Origin of the sequence: Methanobacterium sp. SMA-27, assembly GCF_000744455.1 — an archaeon.
Lineage (GTDB): Archaea > Methanobacteriota > Methanobacteria > Methanobacteriales > Methanobacteriaceae > Methanobacterium_B.
In genome coordinates, this window is sequence record NZ_JQLY01000001.1 from 1,008,859 (window position 1) to 1,028,582 (window position 19,724).

General features: G+C 33.3%; 19 protein-coding genes. 13 read left to right on the plus strand and 6 right to left on the minus strand.

Features of this window, described 5'->3' with window-relative positions:
- Positions 1–35: 35 nt before the first annotated feature.
- From lonB to DL91_RS05185, 12 genes are all read left to right on the plus strand, one after another.
- The gene (gene lonB / locus DL91_RS05125) at positions 36–1,940 is read left to right on the plus strand and encodes an ATP-dependent protease LonB (RefSeq protein WP_048190525.1); all 1,905 of its coding nucleotides are present in this window, start codon (positions 36–38) and stop codon (positions 1,938–1,940) included.
- Between the two features lie 253 nt (positions 1,941–2,193).
- Positions 2,194–2,613 (plus strand): hypothetical protein, encoded by a 420-nt coding sequence (locus DL91_RS05130; RefSeq protein WP_048190526.1) that lies wholly within the window; start codon positions 2,194–2,196, stop codon positions 2,611–2,613.
- A gap of 93 nt (positions 2,614–2,706) precedes the next feature.
- Positions 2,707–3,210: a hypothetical protein gene (locus DL91_RS05135; protein WP_048192509.1), complete on the plus strand. Its 504-nt coding sequence runs from the start codon at positions 2,707–2,709 to the stop codon at positions 3,208–3,210.
- 234 nt (positions 3,211–3,444) lie between these two features.
- Positions 3,445–5,118 (plus strand): arsenite methyltransferase, encoded by a 1,674-nt coding sequence (gene arsM, locus DL91_RS13845; RefSeq protein WP_081882613.1) that lies wholly within the window; start codon positions 3,445–3,447, stop codon positions 5,116–5,118.
- Between the two features lie 69 nt (positions 5,119–5,187).
- Positions 5,188–5,577, plus strand: coding sequence for a putative zinc-binding protein (locus DL91_RS05150; RefSeq protein ID WP_048190527.1), 390 nt, complete (start codon positions 5,188–5,190; stop codon positions 5,575–5,577).
- 175 nt (positions 5,578–5,752) lie between these two features.
- Positions 5,753–5,938, plus strand: a complete 186-nt coding sequence (locus tag DL91_RS05155) for a hypothetical protein (RefSeq protein ID WP_048190528.1) — start codon at positions 5,753–5,755, stop codon at positions 5,936–5,938.
- 180 nt (positions 5,939–6,118) lie between these two features.
- Complete coding sequence (locus DL91_RS05160) at positions 6,119–6,484, plus strand: helix-turn-helix transcriptional regulator (RefSeq protein ID WP_048190529.1); 366 nt, start codon at positions 6,119–6,121, stop codon at positions 6,482–6,484.
- Between the two features lie 14 nt (positions 6,485–6,498).
- Positions 6,499–7,590 carry an ACR3 family arsenite efflux transporter gene (arsB, locus tag DL91_RS05165; protein ID WP_048190530.1) on the plus strand — a complete coding sequence of 364 codons (1,092 nt, stop codon included), beginning with the start codon at positions 6,499–6,501 and terminating at the stop codon, positions 7,588–7,590.
- Positions 7,591–8,020: 430 nt separating this feature from the next.
- On the plus strand, positions 8,021–9,724 hold the full coding sequence (kdpA, locus tag DL91_RS05170; RefSeq protein ID WP_048190531.1) for a potassium-transporting ATPase subunit KdpA: 1,704 nt from the start codon (positions 8,021–8,023) through the stop codon (positions 9,722–9,724).
- 12 nt (positions 9,725–9,736) lie between these two features.
- The gene (gene kdpB, locus DL91_RS05175) at positions 9,737–11,785 is read left to right on the plus strand and encodes a potassium-transporting ATPase subunit KdpB (RefSeq protein ID WP_048190532.1); all 2,049 of its coding nucleotides are present in this window, start codon (positions 9,737–9,739) and stop codon (positions 11,783–11,785) included.
- Positions 11,786–12,358, plus strand: a complete 573-nt coding sequence (kdpC, locus tag DL91_RS05180) for a potassium-transporting ATPase subunit KdpC (RefSeq protein ID WP_052374208.1) — start codon at positions 11,786–11,788, stop codon at positions 12,356–12,358.
- Between the two features lie 78 nt (positions 12,359–12,436).
- Positions 12,437–14,410: a DUF4118 domain-containing protein gene (locus DL91_RS05185; protein WP_048190533.1), complete on the plus strand. Its 1,974-nt coding sequence runs from the start codon at positions 12,437–12,439 to the stop codon at positions 14,408–14,410.
- A 45-nt stretch (positions 14,411–14,455) separates the two neighbouring features.
- On the opposite strand, the gene DL91_RS05190 is transcribed toward DL91_RS05185, so the two are convergent.
- Positions 14,456–14,845, minus strand: a complete 390-nt coding sequence (locus DL91_RS05190) for a DUF488 domain-containing protein (RefSeq protein ID WP_048190534.1) — start codon at positions 14,843–14,845, stop codon at positions 14,456–14,458.
- A 422-nt stretch (positions 14,846–15,267) separates the two neighbouring features.
- Between DL91_RS05190 and DL91_RS13560 the strand changes: the two genes are divergently transcribed.
- Positions 15,268–15,420, plus strand: coding sequence for a hypothetical protein (locus DL91_RS13560; RefSeq protein WP_156096027.1), 153 nt, complete (start codon positions 15,268–15,270; stop codon positions 15,418–15,420).
- Positions 15,421–15,499: 79 nt separating this feature from the next.
- On the opposite strand, the gene DL91_RS05195 is transcribed toward DL91_RS13560, so the two are convergent.
- The 5 genes from DL91_RS05195 to DL91_RS05215 all read right to left on the minus strand — a co-directional run bounded on the left by DL91_RS05195 (position 15,500) and on the right by DL91_RS05215 (position 19,609).
- Positions 15,500–16,702: a sodium:proton antiporter gene (locus tag DL91_RS05195; RefSeq protein WP_048190535.1), complete on the minus strand. Its 1,203-nt coding sequence runs from the start codon at positions 16,700–16,702 to the stop codon at positions 15,500–15,502.
- Between the two features lie 83 nt (positions 16,703–16,785).
- The gene (locus tag DL91_RS05200) at positions 16,786–17,037 is read right to left on the minus strand and encodes a hypothetical protein (RefSeq protein ID WP_048190536.1); all 252 of its coding nucleotides are present in this window, start codon (positions 17,035–17,037) and stop codon (positions 16,786–16,788) included.
- Positions 17,038–17,227: 190 nt separating this feature from the next.
- Positions 17,228–17,488, minus strand: coding sequence for a hypothetical protein (locus DL91_RS05205; RefSeq protein ID WP_048190537.1), 261 nt, complete (start codon positions 17,486–17,488; stop codon positions 17,228–17,230).
- Positions 17,489–17,751: 263 nt separating this feature from the next.
- Positions 17,752–18,738, minus strand: coding sequence for a cysteine synthase A (gene cysK / locus DL91_RS05210; RefSeq protein ID WP_048190538.1), 987 nt, complete (start codon positions 18,736–18,738; stop codon positions 17,752–17,754).
- A 328-nt stretch (positions 18,739–19,066) separates the two neighbouring features.
- The gene (locus DL91_RS05215; RefSeq protein WP_052374210.1) at positions 19,067–19,609 is read right to left on the minus strand and encodes an isoprenylcysteine carboxylmethyltransferase family protein; all 543 of its coding nucleotides are present in this window, start codon (positions 19,607–19,609) and stop codon (positions 19,067–19,069) included.
- Positions 19,610–19,724: the final 115 nt, after the last annotated feature.

Below are 19,724 nucleotides of genomic sequence, written 5' to 3' on the forward strand. Positions count from 1 at the left end.
TTTTAGCCATTAGAATATTTGGAGATTTCAAAATTATGACAAATTTAAACAGTTCATTTAAAGAAAAACTTGATTTCAAGAGTTATAAATCTTCTGGAGATATAGAAGTTCCTGAGAGGATTATAGATCAGATCATAGGTCAAGAAGAGGCAGTAGAAACAGTAATAAAAGCTGCAAAACAAAGGCGAAATGTTCTTTTAATTGGAGAACCAGGAATAGGTAAATCAATGTTAGCAAAGGGAATGGCAGAATTATTACCACCCGAAGAACTTCAGGATATACTCGTTTATCCTAACATGGAAGATAACAATAATCCCCTTATTGGTGCTATGCCTGCAGGTGAGGGTAATAAAGTTGTAATGACTTACAGGGTTAAGGCAAAGTCACAAGGAGAAAGGAAGAATATTTTGATGATGGCCATAATTGGTGCCATTATAGTAATTGGGTTTTTATTACAACAGTACCTGGCAGCTATTATAGCAGCAGGAATAGTTCTACTTGTAATAATGCAGATGAAACCCAAAAATAGTGTCATGGTTCCAAAACTTTTGGTGAACAACGATAGCAAAAACATTGCACCATTTGTTGACGCAACAGGTGCTCATGCAGGTGCACTCTTGGGTGATGTAAGACACGACCCTTATCAGTCAGGTGGACTCGGAACCCCCGCCCATGAACGTGTAGAAGCAGGAATGATACATAAATCCAACAAGGGAGTACTGTATGTTGATGAAATAGGTACCATGCAGATGAAAACCCAGCAAGAGTTATTAACAGCTATGCAGGAAAAAAAATACTCCATAACCGGACAAAGCGAATCAAGCAGTGGAGCAATGGTACGTTCAGACGAAGTTCCATGTGATTTTGTTCTTGTTGCATCTGGAAATCTTCAGGTGCTTAAAGGAATGCATATAGCACTACGTTCAAGGATAAGAGGTTACGGTTACGAAGTTTTCATGAAAGATTCAATGGAAGACAACTTGGAAAATAGGAACAAATTAGTTCAGTTCATAGCCCAGGAAGTTAAAAAAGATGGTAGAATACCACATTTCAGCATAGAAGCGGTTGAAGAAATAATTCATGAAGCACAGAGAAGGTCCGGTAAAAAAGATGAATTAACTCTTAAATTGAGAGATCTTGGTGGTCTTGTAAGGGCTGCAGGTGATATCGCTACAGGTGAAGGTGCTGACAGTGTAACACTGGCACATGTTATATCTGCTAAAAAACTTGCAAGAACACTGGAACAACAGATAGCAGACAGATACATAGATCAAAGAAAAACTTACAGTGTCTTCAAATCTGAGGGCAGCAAAGTTGGAATAGTGAATGGTCTAGCTATTATTGGGGACAGAAGTGGAATATTACTACCAATAGCTGCAGAAGCAGCTCCTGCTCAAAGTAAAGATGAAGGAAAGATAATTGCCACAGGTAAACTTGGGGAGATTGCTAAAGAAGCAGTTCAAAACGTCAGTGCTTTGATTAAAAAGAACACTGGTACCGATATTTCAAATCACGATATTCACATACAATTCTTACAATCCTACGAAGGGATTGAAGGTGACAGTGCAAGTGTATCTATTGCAACTGCAGTTATATCTGCCCTTGAAAACGTTCCAGTTGATCAGACAGTGGCATTAACTGGATCATTGAGTGTTAGAGGTGATGTTATGCCTGTTGGTGGTGTTACTGGAAAAATTGAAGCAGCAGCTGAGGCAGGTATGAAAAAGGTTATTATTCCTGAATCAAACATGGATGATGTTCTTATTGAGGAACGTTACAAAGATAAGATCCAAATTATTCCAGTTCGAAACATGAGTGATGTCCTGGAAAATGCCCTTTTAGGAAGTGGCAAAGAAGGATTAGTCACAAAGATGAAAAAAATCACAGACAAAGTCCCAAAAGACATTATTCCAAAACCAGCTAAACCAACGATTCATTAATGACTCAAAATCTTATATTAATACAAGATTTTTATATTTTTTTTGAAGTATTTCCATTGTTATTTTCAATTATTTTTAAATATCTAAAATTATTCTTTTAATATTGATTTCTAACTATATTTTATAAATACGTTCCAATTTCATATTCTATAAAAAATAATAACTACATGATATGACAAATTATAGAATACAAATATATTCTGTGTTAATCAGCTAATAAAAAACTGTGAAAAATCATATTAGGTGTTTTTATATGGAGAGAAATAGAAAAAGAGAACAAAAATCAGAGTATTTAACTGCAATAATTTTTAACCTGATTTTTCTGTATATAGTTAATAATTTATTAAATTGGCATATTTATTTTGTTTTAGATACTTTTAATGAGGTCCTATGGATTATAAATCTGTCAGTAATAGCTGCAATTATAGGAAATTTCTTGCTCTTGTTATATAGTCCTGAAAGGTTTAGACACGTAATGAAAATAATTTTAAACATTTTTGCATTTATAGCCGTTTATTTTGTCTATATAGTATTCCCATTTAATTTTTACAATTCTTTCTATAATTGGGCCTTTAGTATTTTGTTGATTCTGGCCATGATAGGTATTTTTATTGCAATTATCGTAGAAATTTACCTTTTGGTAACAGGAAAACCAAAATTAACAGGAAATTAAACCGAAAGATTAAGTAAGATATTAAATTTGCAGGATATCTTAAAATAATCTTTAATTAAGTGTTTAATGGATAAAATAATGGGGGTAAAAGATATGCAAAAAATGGGTGTTGCATTGATTTTGATTGTTCTTGGTCTAATTGTAATAGTTATCTCACTCTTTAAGTTAGTTCCTGTTTCACTTATTTCTATATTCTTACTCACTATGTTGGGTATTGGTCTCATATTGGACGGAATATATGAAATTAGTGAAATTGACGGTGCTAGTTTAGGGATCCCTCTTTTAATCTTAGGTATAATCTCACTTATTTTAGGAATTGGGTTCATATTCAATTTCCCACTAATGACAGAGTTAGTTGGTTTAATAATTTGGATAATTGGTCTTTTCCTAATAATCACAGGTATTATAAGAATTCTATCAAAAAACGGAGACAAACGCTGCGGATTTAAAGATATAATAATAGGTTTATTAATCCTATTAGTAGGAATATTCTTAGTAACATACCTATGGCTTATAGGAGCATTAGTCGGCCTATGGATATTAACCACAGGAATGAGGATACACCACAGCCCTAATTTTCTCAAAGACTGGGAATAAAAATTATTTAATAGATACATGAAGATATTAAAGTAAGATGTCTCAATAATTGGATAAAATTTTTTGAAAAAATTTATAAACTCAAAAACAAGATAATTTACAAAATTAAATTATTATTAATTATTCTGGATTAAAGTGTCACATCTTATTTTTGGATAGATTTAAATAGGATTACTACAAACTATCTATATATTCACATATTTGGATGTATGGATAATTTACGATGTGATTCAAATGGAAGAAAAAAAAGTGAAGGAATATGTAAAGGAACGTTATTCAAAAATAGCAACCAATGAAGAAAGTTCTAAAAATTGTTCTTGCTGTGGAGGAGAAGAAAACTCAATCATTAAACAGGCACAAGCAGCAGGTTACACCATAGAACAGATCAAAAGCATACCCTCAGATGCAGTATTTGGATTGGGATGTGGAAACCCAACAGCCCTGGCTGAAATTAATTCTGGAGAAACGGTATTGGACCTTGGATCTGGCGGAGGAATAGATGTTTTTCTAGCAGCCAATAAAGTAGGTGATATGGGGAAAGTCATTGGTGTGGACATGACATCAAAAATGGTAGAAACTGCAATTAAAAATGCAAGAAAAGGTGGCTATGAAAATGTTGAATTCAAAGAGGGTGAAATAGAAAACTTACCTATTGAAGACAACTCCCTAAACTTGATAATAAGCAATTGTGTCATAAACCTCACACCCGACAAATTAAAAGCTTACAGAGAAGCATACAGAGTTTTAAAACCAGATGGTCGGATTTTAGTTTCAGATATTGTCACAGATGGAGAAATACCAACAGAGATACGCAAGAACTTCCAAGCATGGGCCGGGTGCATCGCAGGGGCCCTTGAAAAACAAGAATACATTGATACTATTAAAAAAGCAGGATTTAAGGATGTAGAAATCGTAAGCGAGCATATCTTCACAGAACCTAATATGGATGAACGGCTAATTGGAAAAATAATAAGTGTTCAAATAAAAGCTTACAGAAGGTTGAATAAGGAAACCGAAAAATGTGGGTGTGGAGAAACTTCAGAAACTGTTAATGACTCATGTAATGATAAACTTGAAGAATCTAAAGAAGATAGATGTTGTGAATCAAAATCAGTTGATGAACCAAAAGAAGATAGTGGATGCGGATGCGGATTAGATAATGATTATCCTGATGAATCAGTAGTAAACAACACAGATAAGCCAAAAATTGTCGCTGATGCTGATTTTATTAAAGAACTTGAAAATTATGCTCATTCAATTGGTATTAAAGATGTAGGATATGCACAGATTACTCCTGAACTATTAATCAAAGATAAATTTATCCAATATCCTAATGCTATTGTATTAACTATGGAAATGGGTAAAGAAATTATCGAAGCAAGTCCAGGACCAGAAGCACAAAAACTTAACGATTCAGCCTATGAAAAATTGGGCACTATGAGTTATAAAATATCTGACTATCTTAGAGAGCATGGTTATGCAACCGAAGTTGCTCACCCTTATGGTGGTATTGTAAAGTTTTCTCAACTTGGCCGAAAAGCGGGTTTAGGATGGATAGGACAAAGTGGTCTTCTTATTACTCCTGAACTAGGTCCAAGGCAGAAAATTTCAGCCATATTTGTAAGCATGGCCAACTTACCACTAAAAGATGGTAACGAACATTCTTGGATAACTGATTACTGTGAAAAATGTGGGAAATGCATCAAAGCATGTCCAGAAAAAGCACTAATAGAAAAAGAAGTTTGTTGTGGAGAAAAAGAAGTTGAATTTATACAAAAACTTTGTATAGGTTGTAGTGAAGGCTGCACTTACTGTATTGAAGGATGTCCATTTGATCAAAAAGAATACACTCACATTAAAGAAAGATTTGATAAGATGAATGCTAAATTGAAATCAAAGATGAAGTAATCAATTCTTTCAAATAAAGTGAATTTAAAAAAATAGGAATAAATATGATTCTCATGGAGTTGATTGTAAATGAAAGGAAAAAATAAGATCGCTATTGCTGCTTGTAGCGGAATGAGTCCATATGGATTAGTTTCGCGTGTTGCATCATCAGATACGGTTGCTGAAACAGATAATACTATCTCAATTTGCATGGGTGCTACTTCTGCTGATAGGGATGGATTTCGAAATTTAATTAAAAAGTATCCCATTATTGCTTTGAGTGGTTGTGATGGTAACTGCACTCAAAAAATTCTGGAACAAAAAGGTGTTAAACCAGTTAAAAATATCATTGTTATGGATGAACTCAATAAAAAAGATTTAAAGCCCACTGATGTATCCAGATTAGATGATAATGGAGAAATTTGTGTTGAATATATGAAAAATAAAATTAAGAAGGAATTAAAAGAGTTTGAAATATAAACTCAACCTTTTAATGATAGCACAAATTGTAATTATTGATAGTAAAATATCTTTCTGGGTGAAAGAAAGGTAGAATGAATCCTGGAGCAGTTTATGTTTTCTGTATCCAATAAAGATTAAAAACAACTAAAATTAATTGGAATATATTTTTATCTTGTTATAAAAGGATGATTAAATGGCTAAAAAAGGAAATATTAAAATAATCATGAAAAGCACACACAGTAGAGGTTCAATTTCCTGTAAAAATGGGATTATAGGACAAAATCAAGGTTATCTCAATGATGCTATTTGTGAAATTTGTGATAAGGTTTTTAAAACCGATAAAAAGATATATATCTGTCCTGATTGTCAAAAAAAGTAAGAATGATCTTAATTTTATATTTGAATTGTAATTAGGTGGATAAAATACCTGAATATAAATATGATAATGTTTGCAAGAGGATAACCCCTTTTTATTGTATTTAATATTGTTTATTTAATTGAATTATAACATGATATTAAATCCATATATTTAAATATATTTTAATTGAAATAATTTATTATGAAAAAAACATGTGAAATTAATGATGAAGGTAAACCTAGTTGTGCCCAGATAGAGAATCTGGAAAAGATACTGTCTGAAATGCCTAGCGAAGAGGAAATGCAAAAAAATGCAGATATAATCAAAGCCCTTGCCGATCCAACCAGGCTAAAAATTGTTTATCTTCTATCTAAAAGTAAAGAGTTATGCGTCTGTGAAATAATGGCTGCACTGGACAAACCTCAACCAACAGTATCCCACCATCTGAACCTCTTAAAAAATGCAGGTCTATTAAAATGGCGAAAAGAAGGAGTATGGACACATTATAGGCTATCAAAGATGAAAATTTTAGACAGCATCGATGAACTTTTAATAACTAGTCAATAAATTATGGTGATATTTTGAAGGATGATATTATTGGTCAGATTACCAACCAGATTTGTGATACTCCCAAACTTGGATTTTTAGACAGATTTTTAACTCTTTGGATTTTCCTGGCCATGGCATTGGGAGTTTCAATTGGTTACTTCATTCCAGGAGTTGAATCTTTTATTAATAGATTTTCTGTAGGTACAACCAGCATTCCTATAGCTATTGGTTTAATTTTAATGATGTATCCTCCTCTGGCCAAGGTCAGATATGATAAACTGGGAGAAGTTTTTAGGGATACTAAAATATTAGGTTTATCATTATTCCAGAATTGGATATTAGGACCTATATTGATGTTTATTCTCGCAGTGGTTTTTCTTAGAGCTTATCCTGAGTATATGGTTGGTTTAATATTAATAGGTCTTGCACGTTGTATTGCAATGGTAATTGTATGGAACCAACTCGCAAAAGGAAATAGTGAATATGCTGCAGGTTTAGTGGCATTTAACAGTGTTTTTCAAGTATTTTTTTACAGTATTTATGCATGGATATTCATTACAGTATTACCTCCATTATTAGGGATACAGGGCAGTGTTGTAAATATTAGTATACTACAAATTGCTGAAAGTGTTTTCATATATCTTGGAATTCCATTTATTGCAGGTATAGTTACCAGATATTTCCTTGTAAAACATAAAGGTATTGAATGGTACAATGAAAAATTTATACCTAAAATAAGCCCTTTAACGCTCATAGCTCTTTTATTTACTATTATAGTAATGTTCAGCTTAAAAGGAAATGTTATAGTTCAAATACCATTTGATGTGGTTATTATAGCCATTCCACTTTTATTGTACTTTATAATAATGTTTTTTACAACGTTCTTAATGGGATACAAATTGGGTGCAGATTACTCTAAAACTTCTGCACTTTCATTTACTGCCGCTAGTAATAACTTTGAATTAGCTATTGCGGTTTCTGTTGCTGTTTTTGGAATTGGGTCTGCTGTAGCATTTGCAACTGTAATTGGGCCATTAATCGAAGTTCCCGTACTTATTAGTTTGGTTAATGTTGCTTTATGGTTTCAGAAACGTTATTATAAAGAATCTTATCCAAATTCATAAAATTTCTAGGATATAACCAGTCGGAAGATTTGTTTCCTTCACAAAATTTATATATTAGTTAAATTATATCTCGAAGGGTTAAGTGGATATTAAAAACTGTCGGAAGTTTTTTTATAATTTTCCGCCCATAGATTAATATCTTGGAGGTTAGATGGGGGACATGCTTTATAGAATAAATTATCTGTGAAAGATTAGGGGAATACTTAAAATATGAAGTTTCCATATTTGAAGTCTATAGTTCGATCATCATGTGAACCAATTTAAAAAAAACCGGCTTCCCAGGAAAGTACTTGATACAAAAATTTGAATTTTTATAATGTTGAAGGTATTTTAATAAAATATAATTGAGGTGGATTAATATGATGATGAACGATGAAATTGACGAAGAATCAGATTTAGATCAATATAACTACAATTTAGAGGGATTAATATGATAATAGAAGAAGTACTTCTCATTATGTTATTCCTGTTAATCTTGACTATCGCAGCCATACCCATTGGTAAATACATTTCAAAGGTCTTGACTGGTAAAAAAACCTTCATGACGCCCTTGATAAGGCCGTTAGAGAAATTAATCTATCGTTTATGTTCCATTGATGAAAATCAGGAAATGACATGGAAAAGATATGCTTATGTATTGCTTATATTCAACATAATTGGGATAACGTTTATTTTTGTTTTACAATTAATACAAAACTTTTTACCGCTGAATCCTGCACAAATGCCAGGTGTAAGATGGGACACAGCATTAAATACTGCAATTTCTTTTTCAACAAATACCAACTGGCAATCATATGCCGGTGAAACAACTATGAGCTATCTGACACAGATGCTAGGAATGACAGTCCAGAACTTCCTTTCTGCTTCAGTTGGTATTGCAGCACTCCTGGCTTTAATTAGGGGGTTTACACGTCAAAACTCAGCTACAATTGGTAATTTCTGGGTTGATATAACAAGAACGACTTTATATATTCTTTTACCATTAGCAGTTGTTTTTGCCATTGTTTTAGCATCACAGGGTGTTGTTCAGACTGTTGGTCCATATGTTACAGCCCATACACTGGAAGGGGTTAATCAAACCATTGCATTAGGTCCTGTTGCTTCACAGGAAGCAATTAAGATGCTAGGTTCAAATGGGGGAGGATTTTTCAATGCAAATTCAGCCCATCCATTTGAAAATCCAAATGGTATAACCAACATATTGGAAACATTCGCAATTTTATTAATACCAATATCCATAGTTTTTGCTTTTGGATATATTATAAGAAATTTCAAGCAAGGACTGGCCATATTCGCAGCCATGATGATACTCCTTGTAGGTGGAATGGGTGTTGCATACTATGCTGAAAGCCCATCAAATCCAATAATTCAGAAACTCGGTGTTTCTGGTGGGAATATGGAAGGTAAGGAACTGACATTTGGTGTTGCTGAATCAGTTCTTTGGGGAGTTGCAACAACAGATGTTTCAAATGGTGGAGTAAACTCCATGCATGACAGCACCATGCCCCTAACGGGACTAGTTTACATGTTTAATTTAGGTATAGGAGAAGTTATATTCGGAGGATTAGGTGTTGGACTAATTGGAATGATTTTCTATATCATTTTAACCATGTTCATAGCAGGACTTATGATAGGCAGAACACCTGAATTCCTTGGTAAGAAATTAGGACCTTATGAAATGGTAATGGCAACATTAGCACTTATAGTACCTGCAGGATTGATTCTTGTATTTGCAAGTATTGCCATATCTTTACCACAAGGACTTGTGGGTCTGAATAATCCATCAGCACATGGACTCTCGGAAATACTCTATGCTTATGCATCTGCATTTGCAAATAATGGATCAGCATTTGCAGGCTTAAGTGCAAACACAGTATTCTACAATCTAACATTAGGACTTGCAATGTTTATAGGTAGGTTTGTTGTTATAATACCTGCCTTAGCAATTGCCGGATCTTTAGCAGCAAAAGGAAGAGTAGCAACAGACGCATCAACCTTTCCAAGCACCAACGCACTCTTCGTTCTCATGCTTGTGAGTGTAGTAGTAATCGTGGGAGCTTTAACATTCTTCCCAGTGTTCGCACTTGGACCAATACTCGAACATTTATTCCTACAAGGAGGACTAACTTTTTAGGGGGGTTAAATCATGACAAACGAACAATCAACCAGCATTTTTGAACCAAAATCAGTTATCGAAGCACTAAAAGGTTCAGTTAAAAGACTTAATCCAATAGTCCTCCTAAGAAACCCAGTAATGCTAATAGTGGAAATAGGAGCAATTATTACCACATTAATAGCATTAATTAACCTGGTCTATGGTGGAAACTTTTTATTCAACATCCAAATCAGTATATGGCTATGGTTTACAGTCATATTCTCCAACTTTGCTGAATCACTAGCTGAAGCAAGAGGAAAAGCACGGGCACAATCACTAAAAAACACTAGAACCGAAGCATTCGCAAACAAAATTATAAACGAAAATGAAACAGAAAAAGTACCAGCACTCTCCCTAAGAAAGGAAGATATAGTAATTGTCAAAGATGGGGAAATCATACCCAGCGATGGTGACATAATAAATGGGACGGGTCTAGTTGATGAATCCGCAATTACAGGCGAATCAGCTCCAGTAATAAGAGAATCTGGAGGAGATATAAGTGGTGTCACAGGAGGTACCAAACTTCTTTCAGGCCAGATTAAGATTAGAATCACAGTAGATCCTGGAGAAACATTCCTTGACAGCATGATTAATATGGTTGAAAGTGCTAAAAGAGAAAAAACACCCAATGAAAAAGCTTTAGAGATCCTTCTAATAGGATTAACTGCACTCTTCATAGTGGTAGTCATCACATTAATGGCATTCTCTAACTATATGGGTGTTGCCATAAGCATACCTATCTTAATAGCTCTTCTGGTCTGTCTTATGCCAACAACCATCGGTGCACTCTTACCTGCTATTGGTATTGCCGGTATGGACAGATTATTACAGCACAATGTAATCGCATTAAGTGGAAGAGCTGTTGAAGCAGCAGGAGATGTAAGCGCAGTTTTACTAGATAAAACAGGGACAATAACACTTGGAAGCAGAAAAGCAACAGAATTCATTCCTGTTGACGGTATACAGAAAAAAGATCTGATCGAAGCTTCATTATTATCCTCCCTTGCTGATGAAACACCCGAAGGAAGAAGTATAGTAATTTTAGCTAAAAAAGAATTAGGAGTGAGGGGTAGAGATATAAGAGCTCCTGAAAATTCAGATTTTGTACCATTCACACCAGAAACTCGTATGAGTGGAATAGACTACGGAACTAATAAGGTACGTAAAGGAGCAGCAGATTCCGTACAGGACTTTGCTAAAAACCATGAATGTAACATACCAGCTGATGTCAGTGAAATAGTTGAGGAAGTGTCTAGAAATGGAGATACACCATTAGTTGTAGCAGATTGCAGTGGGGTATTCGGTGTTATTAGGTTGAAAGATGTTGTCAAGACAGGCATTAAAAATCGTTTATTACAGCTTAGACAAATGGGAATTAAATCTGTTATGATAACAGGTGACAATCCCTTAACTGCAGCATCTATAGCTGCCGAGGCAGGGGTGGATGATTTTATAGCGGAAGCCCGGCCTGAAACTAAACTGGAACTGATACGTAAATATCAGAGTGGAGAAACTCAACGTTTAGTAGCCATGATAGGTGATGGAACCAATGATGCTCCGGCACTAGCTCAGGCTGATGTTGCAGTTGCAATGAGTGCTGGTACAGCAGCAGCAAGAGAAGCAGCTAACATGGTTGATCTAGATTCATCACCAGCAAAACTACTGGATATAGTAGAAATAGGCAAAGAAATATTAATTACAAGAGGTGCATTAACCACCTTCAGTATAGCTACCGACGTAGCCAAATATTTCGCAATAATTCCAGCAATATTTGCAGTAACTTACCCACAACTCAACATCTTAAACATAATGCATCTATCAACACCAATGAGTGCGGTTTTAGCAGCGGTTATTTTCAATGCGATTATAATACCGCTGCTAATTCCATTAGCACTTCGAGGAGTTAAATACCGTCCATCTTCATCAGTTACAAAACTACTGGGAATGAACATATTAATATACGGTATAGGCGGCCTAGCCCTACCATTTATTGGTATAAAACTGATAGACATGCTAATATCGGCACTGGGGGTGGCATAAATGGGTGAAATGATTAAAGAGCTTAAAAGGGCCCTTATAATTTTCGGAACATTGGCCTTGGTTCTGGGGATAATATATCCCCTTGTAATAACAGGCATATCACAAGTAGCTTTTTCTTATCAAGCCAATGGTGAAATTATAAATTTAAATGGAACTGTTGTAGGCTCTGAACTTATAGGTCAAAGCTTTGAAGGTCCACAGTATTTTCAGGGCAGACCATCAGCAATAGACTATAATGCAAGCACTTCAGGAGGTTCTAATTATGGGCCAACCAACCAAAAATTGATTGACAGAGTAAACGAAACAATAAATGAGATCAAGACAAATGATAGCCTTTCAGCCAATGCTACAATTCCTTCAGATATGGTAATGGCATCAGGAAGCGGGCTCGATAGATATATCAGCGTTGAAAACGCCTTAATCCAGGTTCCAAGAATTGCTAAAACAAGAAACATAAGCGAATCTACAATCAAAGATTTGATACAAAAAACAGAGGAAACACAGTTTCCATGGATTGGACAACCAGTTGTAAATGTCTTGAAACTAAATATGGCACTTGATGGAATCCATTAAATTGGATTCTTTTAATTTTTTTTAGGGTACATATTAATGATTTAATTATTTATATTTTCAGAAATTGAAAGGTGAAGAATGACCGAAGAATATAAAAGACCTGATCCTGATGAGCTTCTAAAGAGAATAAAAGAAGAAGAAAAGGTTAAAGAACGTAAAAAAGGTTATTTAAAGATATTTTTGGGATACGTTGCAGGGGTTGGTAAAACATACCGAATGCTCTCTGAAGCACGTTTCATGAAAGAGAATGGGCAAGATGTGGTTGTTGGTCTTGTTGAAACACATGGAAGGATTGAAACTGAAGAACTTCTGAAAGGGTTGAAGATTTTACCCCGAAAAAAGATAGAATACGGTGGTATTTCACTTAAGGAACTTGATGTTAGTGGAATATTGGAAAGAAATCCTAAATTTGTGATGGTAGATGAACTAGCCCACACCAATGTACCAGGTTCAATGCATACCAAAAGATATCATGACGTTGAAGAAATACTGGATGCCGGTATAAACGTTTACACAACCTTAAATGTACAGCATATAGAAAGTTTGAAGGATATTATTTTTCAGATAACCAGGGTTGAAGTAAGGGAAACTGTTCCAGATAGGGTAGTTGATATTGCAGATAAAATAGAAATTGTAGATCTACCAACAGAAGAACTACTTCAAAGATTAGAAGAAGGAAAAGTTTACATACCCGAAAAAGTGCAACAAGCAGTCTTAAAATTCTTTAAAGAAAGAAATTTAGTGGCACTTAGAGAGTTAGGGCTTAGATATGCTACAAGATGGGTTGATTATAATATGAAACAGCGTCTTGAGAAAGATGGCGTTTCAGGACCTTGGGATGCCAGTACCACAATTATGGTCTGTATAAATTCCAGAACTTCATCAGAAAACATGATACGCCTGGCTCATAGATATGCCGACAATTTTAATTCAGAATGGCTCGGAGTATATGTAGAGCCTTCTTATAAATTTAAAATGGGATATGAGGAAAGTTTACAGCTTGAAAAAAATCTTCAACTAGCTGAAGAACTTGGGGGCAAAGTTTTTAGATTGACTGGTATTAACATAGCCGAAGAAATTGTTTCATTTGCTAAATCAAAAAACATCAGCTTAATTATTATAGGCCATTCAGAAAGGTCTCGTATCGAAGCATGGGTACGTGGATCGGTTGTTAATGAAATTATTAGGAAAGGTAGTCCAATTCAGGTTCTTGTCATTGGGGGAGAAGGCCGTGAGAATGGATATCATGTCCAAAAAATAGATAGACGAGATTATTTGGACTTTAAAAGTTATTTGAAACCTTTTACTGTAAGTTTTTTAAGCATAATTATCACAACTGTTATATGCTTTTTTTTAAGTCCATTTTTAGAAGCGATTAATATTCCAATGATATTTATAATTCCTATAGTTGTCAGCGGTTTGATTGCTGGACGAAAGGGAGGTATCCTAGCATCTTTGATGGCAGTAGCATTCTTTGACTTTTTCTTTATCCCACCATATTTAACTTTTAGTGTTGCGGATTTACGTTTCATACCCACTTTTGCTGTGCTATTTATAGTGGGTGTTATAATCAGTTTCCTTGGAGATACCGTAAAAAAACAGGTCGAAAATACAAGGCAGCGAGAGGAGTTTATAGCGTCATTATATGATTTTAGTAGAGATTTGTTGGTTTCTCAGAATTTAGACGATTTTTTAAATAGAATTACCAATTATATATGGGAATTATTCAGTTATGATGTTGTAATGATCATTCCTGATGATAATAATAATCTAAAAGTGGCATCACGTAAAGGGGATAACATTAAGTTTGATGATGACGATCTGGGGGTGGCTAATTGGGTTTTTGAGCATGATAAATCTGCTGGATATGGTACAAGTACATTAGCATCTTCGAAATGGTATTACCTACCATTAAATGCTCATGATTTAAAATTAGGTGTTTTAGGAGTTGCACCATATGAATCAGATATTACAAATGAACAGAAACATCTTCTTGAAGCATACACTAGTATTGTTTCAGTAGCATTGGCAAATTATTTAAAAATAATTTAATCATATTTGTTCAGAAATTTATACAATTGGGTCATAACAATTTTTTCAGCATCCATGAGTTCTTGAAATTCCTGTTCTAATCTGTTTTGGTGGTTCATTAAGTAATTTCAATAATATAAGAGCGCTGTTATGCTTTTTATCTTCGTTTGAATGTACTAGTGTGACTGTTTTGTTAAATTTTGTTAGAATTTTTAATTCCTTGATGACTTTCTTATTATTATGTAATTCTTTTAAATATTTTTCTTGAAATTCATTCCATTTAGATGGATTGTTTTTAAACCAACTGTTAAGTTCCTTGCTAGGTGCTATATCTTTAATCCATAGATTTATTCCCATTTTTTCTTTGGATATTCTATTGGGCCACTCATTGTCAATTAATATTCTAAAACCATCACGGTTTTCTGCAGTTTCATAGATTGTTTTGATTTTTAACATTGTTTTTGATATTATGTTTTTATTAGAATTAGAATTTTTTTATTTTTTTAATTTACCAGTTTACTTAATTTTTGTTTTTAGAATGATATGTCAAATTACATGTTCAGATTAAAATCTTCTAAAGTTCATTATTAAAAATGATAAATTGTATATAGGATGTACAACAATTACAATAATAGAGCAGGGAAATCTCGCTTTATATTAGTTTTATAAAAATGTGTATCGATTATTTTTTGAAGAAAAAGTATATATCCCTGCTCGCCTCCGATTTATAAATAAAAAATTTTACAGAGAGAATTATAAGAACTATAGGCCATATATCTCTCATTTTCATTATAATTTCATTTCTAATTTGTACAAAATATCGGATGGTCTATGTTGTTACTTATATATTACTTAAACAGAAATAGATGGTGAATAAATTGATAGAATCAAGAATGGATATTAAATCAAGGATAAAAAACTTGGAAATGATCTACAAAAAGCATCAATTACTTACTGACTCTGATCTTTCTATAGTTGAAAAACGACTGGAAGAATTAAAAGTTGAATTAAGATGCAGTAGATATAGATGAATTACATAATAAGACTTTTTTTTATTCAAATTGATGTATATAAAAATTGATCGGATAAAAATGAATTAGGTTTAATTGTTTAATTTTTAGATTTATTCCTTTTAATGTATAATTTGGATAATGGTAAAGCAGTTAAACCGTGCGCAACCACACTGAAAAATACAGTAACAAATACTGCTAAAATAAATGTATCTTGCCCGGGGAAATTGCCCAATCTTTCTAAAGCAATAAGGGCTAGAACTATTGAGGCCAGTCCTCGTGGACCAAACCAACCCATAAATAAAACAGAATCCCAACTTACGTGAGTACCTATCAGAGATATGGCCACAGGTAACATGCGTATAACAGTCAAACTCAAAATTGCATAGATAATAATCTGCCAACTAATAAACGGAATCAAACCTGCAAGTATAATCCCTAATAGGAAGAAAACTGTAAGATTTAAAAATTGACCTTCAGCTTCAGCAAAATCCATCATAACTTTCCCTGCATCCCTTGTAATATATCCCGTTGCTAAACCACCAACAAATGCAGCAATAAAACCACTACCTCCAATCTCATCGGCTATAATAAATGAAAGAACGGCTAAAACAAGAAATGCAATTCTCTGATACTCTGGAGTGATCCATCCTTTGTCTCGGGATTTGATGACGATTGCAGACCCGATCAATCCTACCGATATACCCACCAGCGCACCTAAACCTATCTGTTCGAGTGCTGTCTGAATGAAATATCCTGTTGGAGAAAATGATTCTTCTGCTAAACCTATTGCAATAAATACTAGCAAAAAGGGCACAGATAATCCATCGTTTAATCCGCTTTCAACTTCTAGTGTTTCACGAATTCTACTGGGTATAGCTTTATTATTTACTACAATCTGTCCTAAAGCAGCATCAGTAGGTGCTAAAACAACACCTATTATTGCTGCTTCCCAAAAAGTAAGATTGGTGAATATTAAAATAGCCGAAGTAATTCCAAGAACTATGGTTAAAATGAGTCCAATACTCAGTAATCTCGTAGTTAAACTGTTTAATTTAATATCACCCAAATTAACACGTGATGCATCTGTGAAAAGTACCAGTACCAGAGCTATTTCTGCTATCAATAATACTATTGTAGATACTGGAGGTTTTGTAACGTCAATATAACCTGTAACAAGCCAACCAACCAAGATTCCTGCAAAAATGAATATCATCTGAGCGCTGATTGGGAGTTTATCAATTTTACTGGAGATTACAGCAACAATAAAAACCAGTATTAGAAAGAATAATAGTTCAATCATAATTCTCCAGTTAAACTATTATCTTTCTTGGATAAAAATATTTCTTTATTTTAATCAGCAAAGAGTTGGTAACTCCAACTATATTATTTTTTAAGTGCTTCTATTAGTAGGGCAAATATTATAACCAAATATCCTAACGATCTGAATGTAATTATTAATATATTAGTACTTGTACTGCCCAAGAGTATTGCCAGTTGTGAAAAAGCAAAAAGTGCGAATGCAAGGGCGATATATAAAGCTAAAAGATATTTTTTAATTTTGAAAACCCAAAGCCCTAATATAACAATTATTAAAGAGAAAATTAAGTTCATTGTAGTTGTAACGTCAAATACCATTAAATTACCTCCTATTTAATATTTATAATATTATACTTCGAGGTTTATTATCTTAACAAACCATTACAAGAAAAGAAAATTTTCTTATGAAACTGGAAAAAAGATTGGACTAAATATTATTCTAAGTATATTCCAGAATAATAATAAATAATATGAATAAATTGAGGTTTAAAAAAAGAATAATATAGGTTTATTTAATATCATCTATAATGGAGTTATAATATTCTTTTAAAATCTTTGGGCATTCAGGACATTCTTCCATTGAACGATTCAATGATAAATCAATTTCCCTATTTTTCCTTTGAATTTCAACATTTGTTACATATTCGTGTTCTAAAAATTTCTCTTTAATTAGATCCAACTTATCAGAAGGTATAGTCACATCAGAAATTAATATAGTAGACTTGTCTTGTCCAGTATGTCCAACAATATGTCCAATAAATTCTACCATTTTTTATCACCATTATTATATATTGTCATCTAAATTTAAATAATTTTTCTTTGAACTTAAATAGAATATCATAAGGGCCAAATTAGCTTATAAACACATTAAAATTGAATTTAAAACAATAAAAAAAAAATAGTGTTAAAATTTACTCTATCCTTATTCACCCTTTGGGTTGATTTAATGTGAAGTAATCCCAGAATGTTTATAGTGTAGTTTAATATTATTATAATCAATATTCTGGGAAAATTATTTGGTTCTAATTATTTTTAGATATTGGAATCTAATAATTCTGCTGTTTTGAATATTTCTTCAAAAACCCAGTTCATACTAAGGTACCTCTCTCCTGTGTCGGGTAGGATTACAACTATGAGTTTTCCTTTGTTTTCTTCTTTTTTGGCAAGTTGAAGTCCTGCATAGGTTGCTGCGCCTGAGGATATTCCTGCAAGTATTCCTTCTTCTCTTGCAAGTGCTAAAAGAGTTTTTGCTGCATTGTCATCTGAAACCTGTATAATTTCATCTATAACTTTTGTATCAAGCACATCAGGCACAAACCCCGGTCCTATACCCTGTATTTTATGAGGTCCAGGTTTTCCTCCAGACAGCACAGGGGATGTAGCAGGTTCAACAGCTACAGCTTTAACTGCAGGTTTAAGTTCTTTAAGCGCATGACCCACACCTGTTATTGTACCGCCTGTTCCAACTCCTGAAACTAATATGTCTACCTTTCCTTCTGTATCTCTCCATATTTCCTGTGCAGTAGTTTCCCCATGTATCTTAGGATTGGCCTGATTTTTAAATTGTTGTGGCATCACAGCATTTGGCATTTCAGTTACAAGATCGTCTGCTCTTGCAATGGCTCCTTTCATTCCATCAGCACCTGGTGTTAATACAATCTCTGCTCCGAGCAGAGTCAGTAGTTTTCTACGTTCAATTGACATTGTATCGGGCATGGTCAGGATAAGTCTGTATCCTCTTTGTGCTGCAACAAATGCAAGGCCAATTCCTGTGTTTCCACTTGTAGGTTCGATGAGTATACTATCTTTAGTAATTACTCCGGCTTCTTCGCCTGCTTCTATCATTGCAACTCCAATTCTGTCCTTAACACTTGATAGGGGGTTGAATGATTCAAGTTTAACCACAACATCAGCTTTTGAGTCTTTTGTTATTTTATTTAACCTTACTAGGGGAGTGTTCCCAATTGTTTCTGTAATGTTGTTTGAAATGCCCCTTTTTAATTCGGGTATTTTAACCATTTTTCCACTTCCTATAAAAAAAATTAAAAATGTTTTAACTATACTTATATTGTTTATTGTTACTTAATAAAATTTCGTTTTAAACCATAAAAACCATTAATACGAGTTTATTACTATTAAAATCTAGTTTAACTTTTTCATCCTGAAATTAATAGAATATTAAAATAGTTAAAACAATATAAACAACTATTGGGTATTAAATATTTTTCAGACAGATCAAAAAAAGATAATTAGGTTAGAATTTTTTATTCCAATAAGTACTATGACTAATACTACTATTGACTATACTAATTTTTGAATCCATTGGGATGCCATAAATTCCTTTTGGCTATTTTTTATATGATTTTGGATAGGGGATAAATAATGGTACTTTTCTCTTGTATGAGAGGTATTTTTTCCCGAATTTTTGGGATAATTGATTTTCTTCTGATTTTGCTGTGAAATAGAATAAAAACAGGAATAAAACAGAACTAATTAAAATGAATGTGAATGGTAAAACCAAGAACCATCCCAAGATCAAAATGGTAGCTCCAAAATACATAGGATTACGTGTGTATCCATAAATTCCTGTAGTAACCAATTCATCTTCGTTTTCATATCCCGATGCAGAATATGTTAATTTCAAATCTTTAATACCTTTATATATGGTCCATACTGCTGATATTATTAAAATTATCCCGATTACTATTCCATAAGGATAAATAAATGACAAATACCATGGTAGGTGAAGTAACAATGTAATTCCTATAGGGATCAATATAAATAAAACTAAAAATGTTAACACAAGTTTAATAAACGGTATAAATGATCGGCTTTTACGTTTTTCAACCTTCTCCTTTGCATCTTCTTTATCGCTTCTTATAACAATCATATTTAAGCACCGTTATTGAATTAACTCTTTAACTATTATTCATAATCCTTTATTAATCTATTTTTCTGTAAACCTAAATACAAATTCAAATCGAGTTGAACACAAATAATCTTTC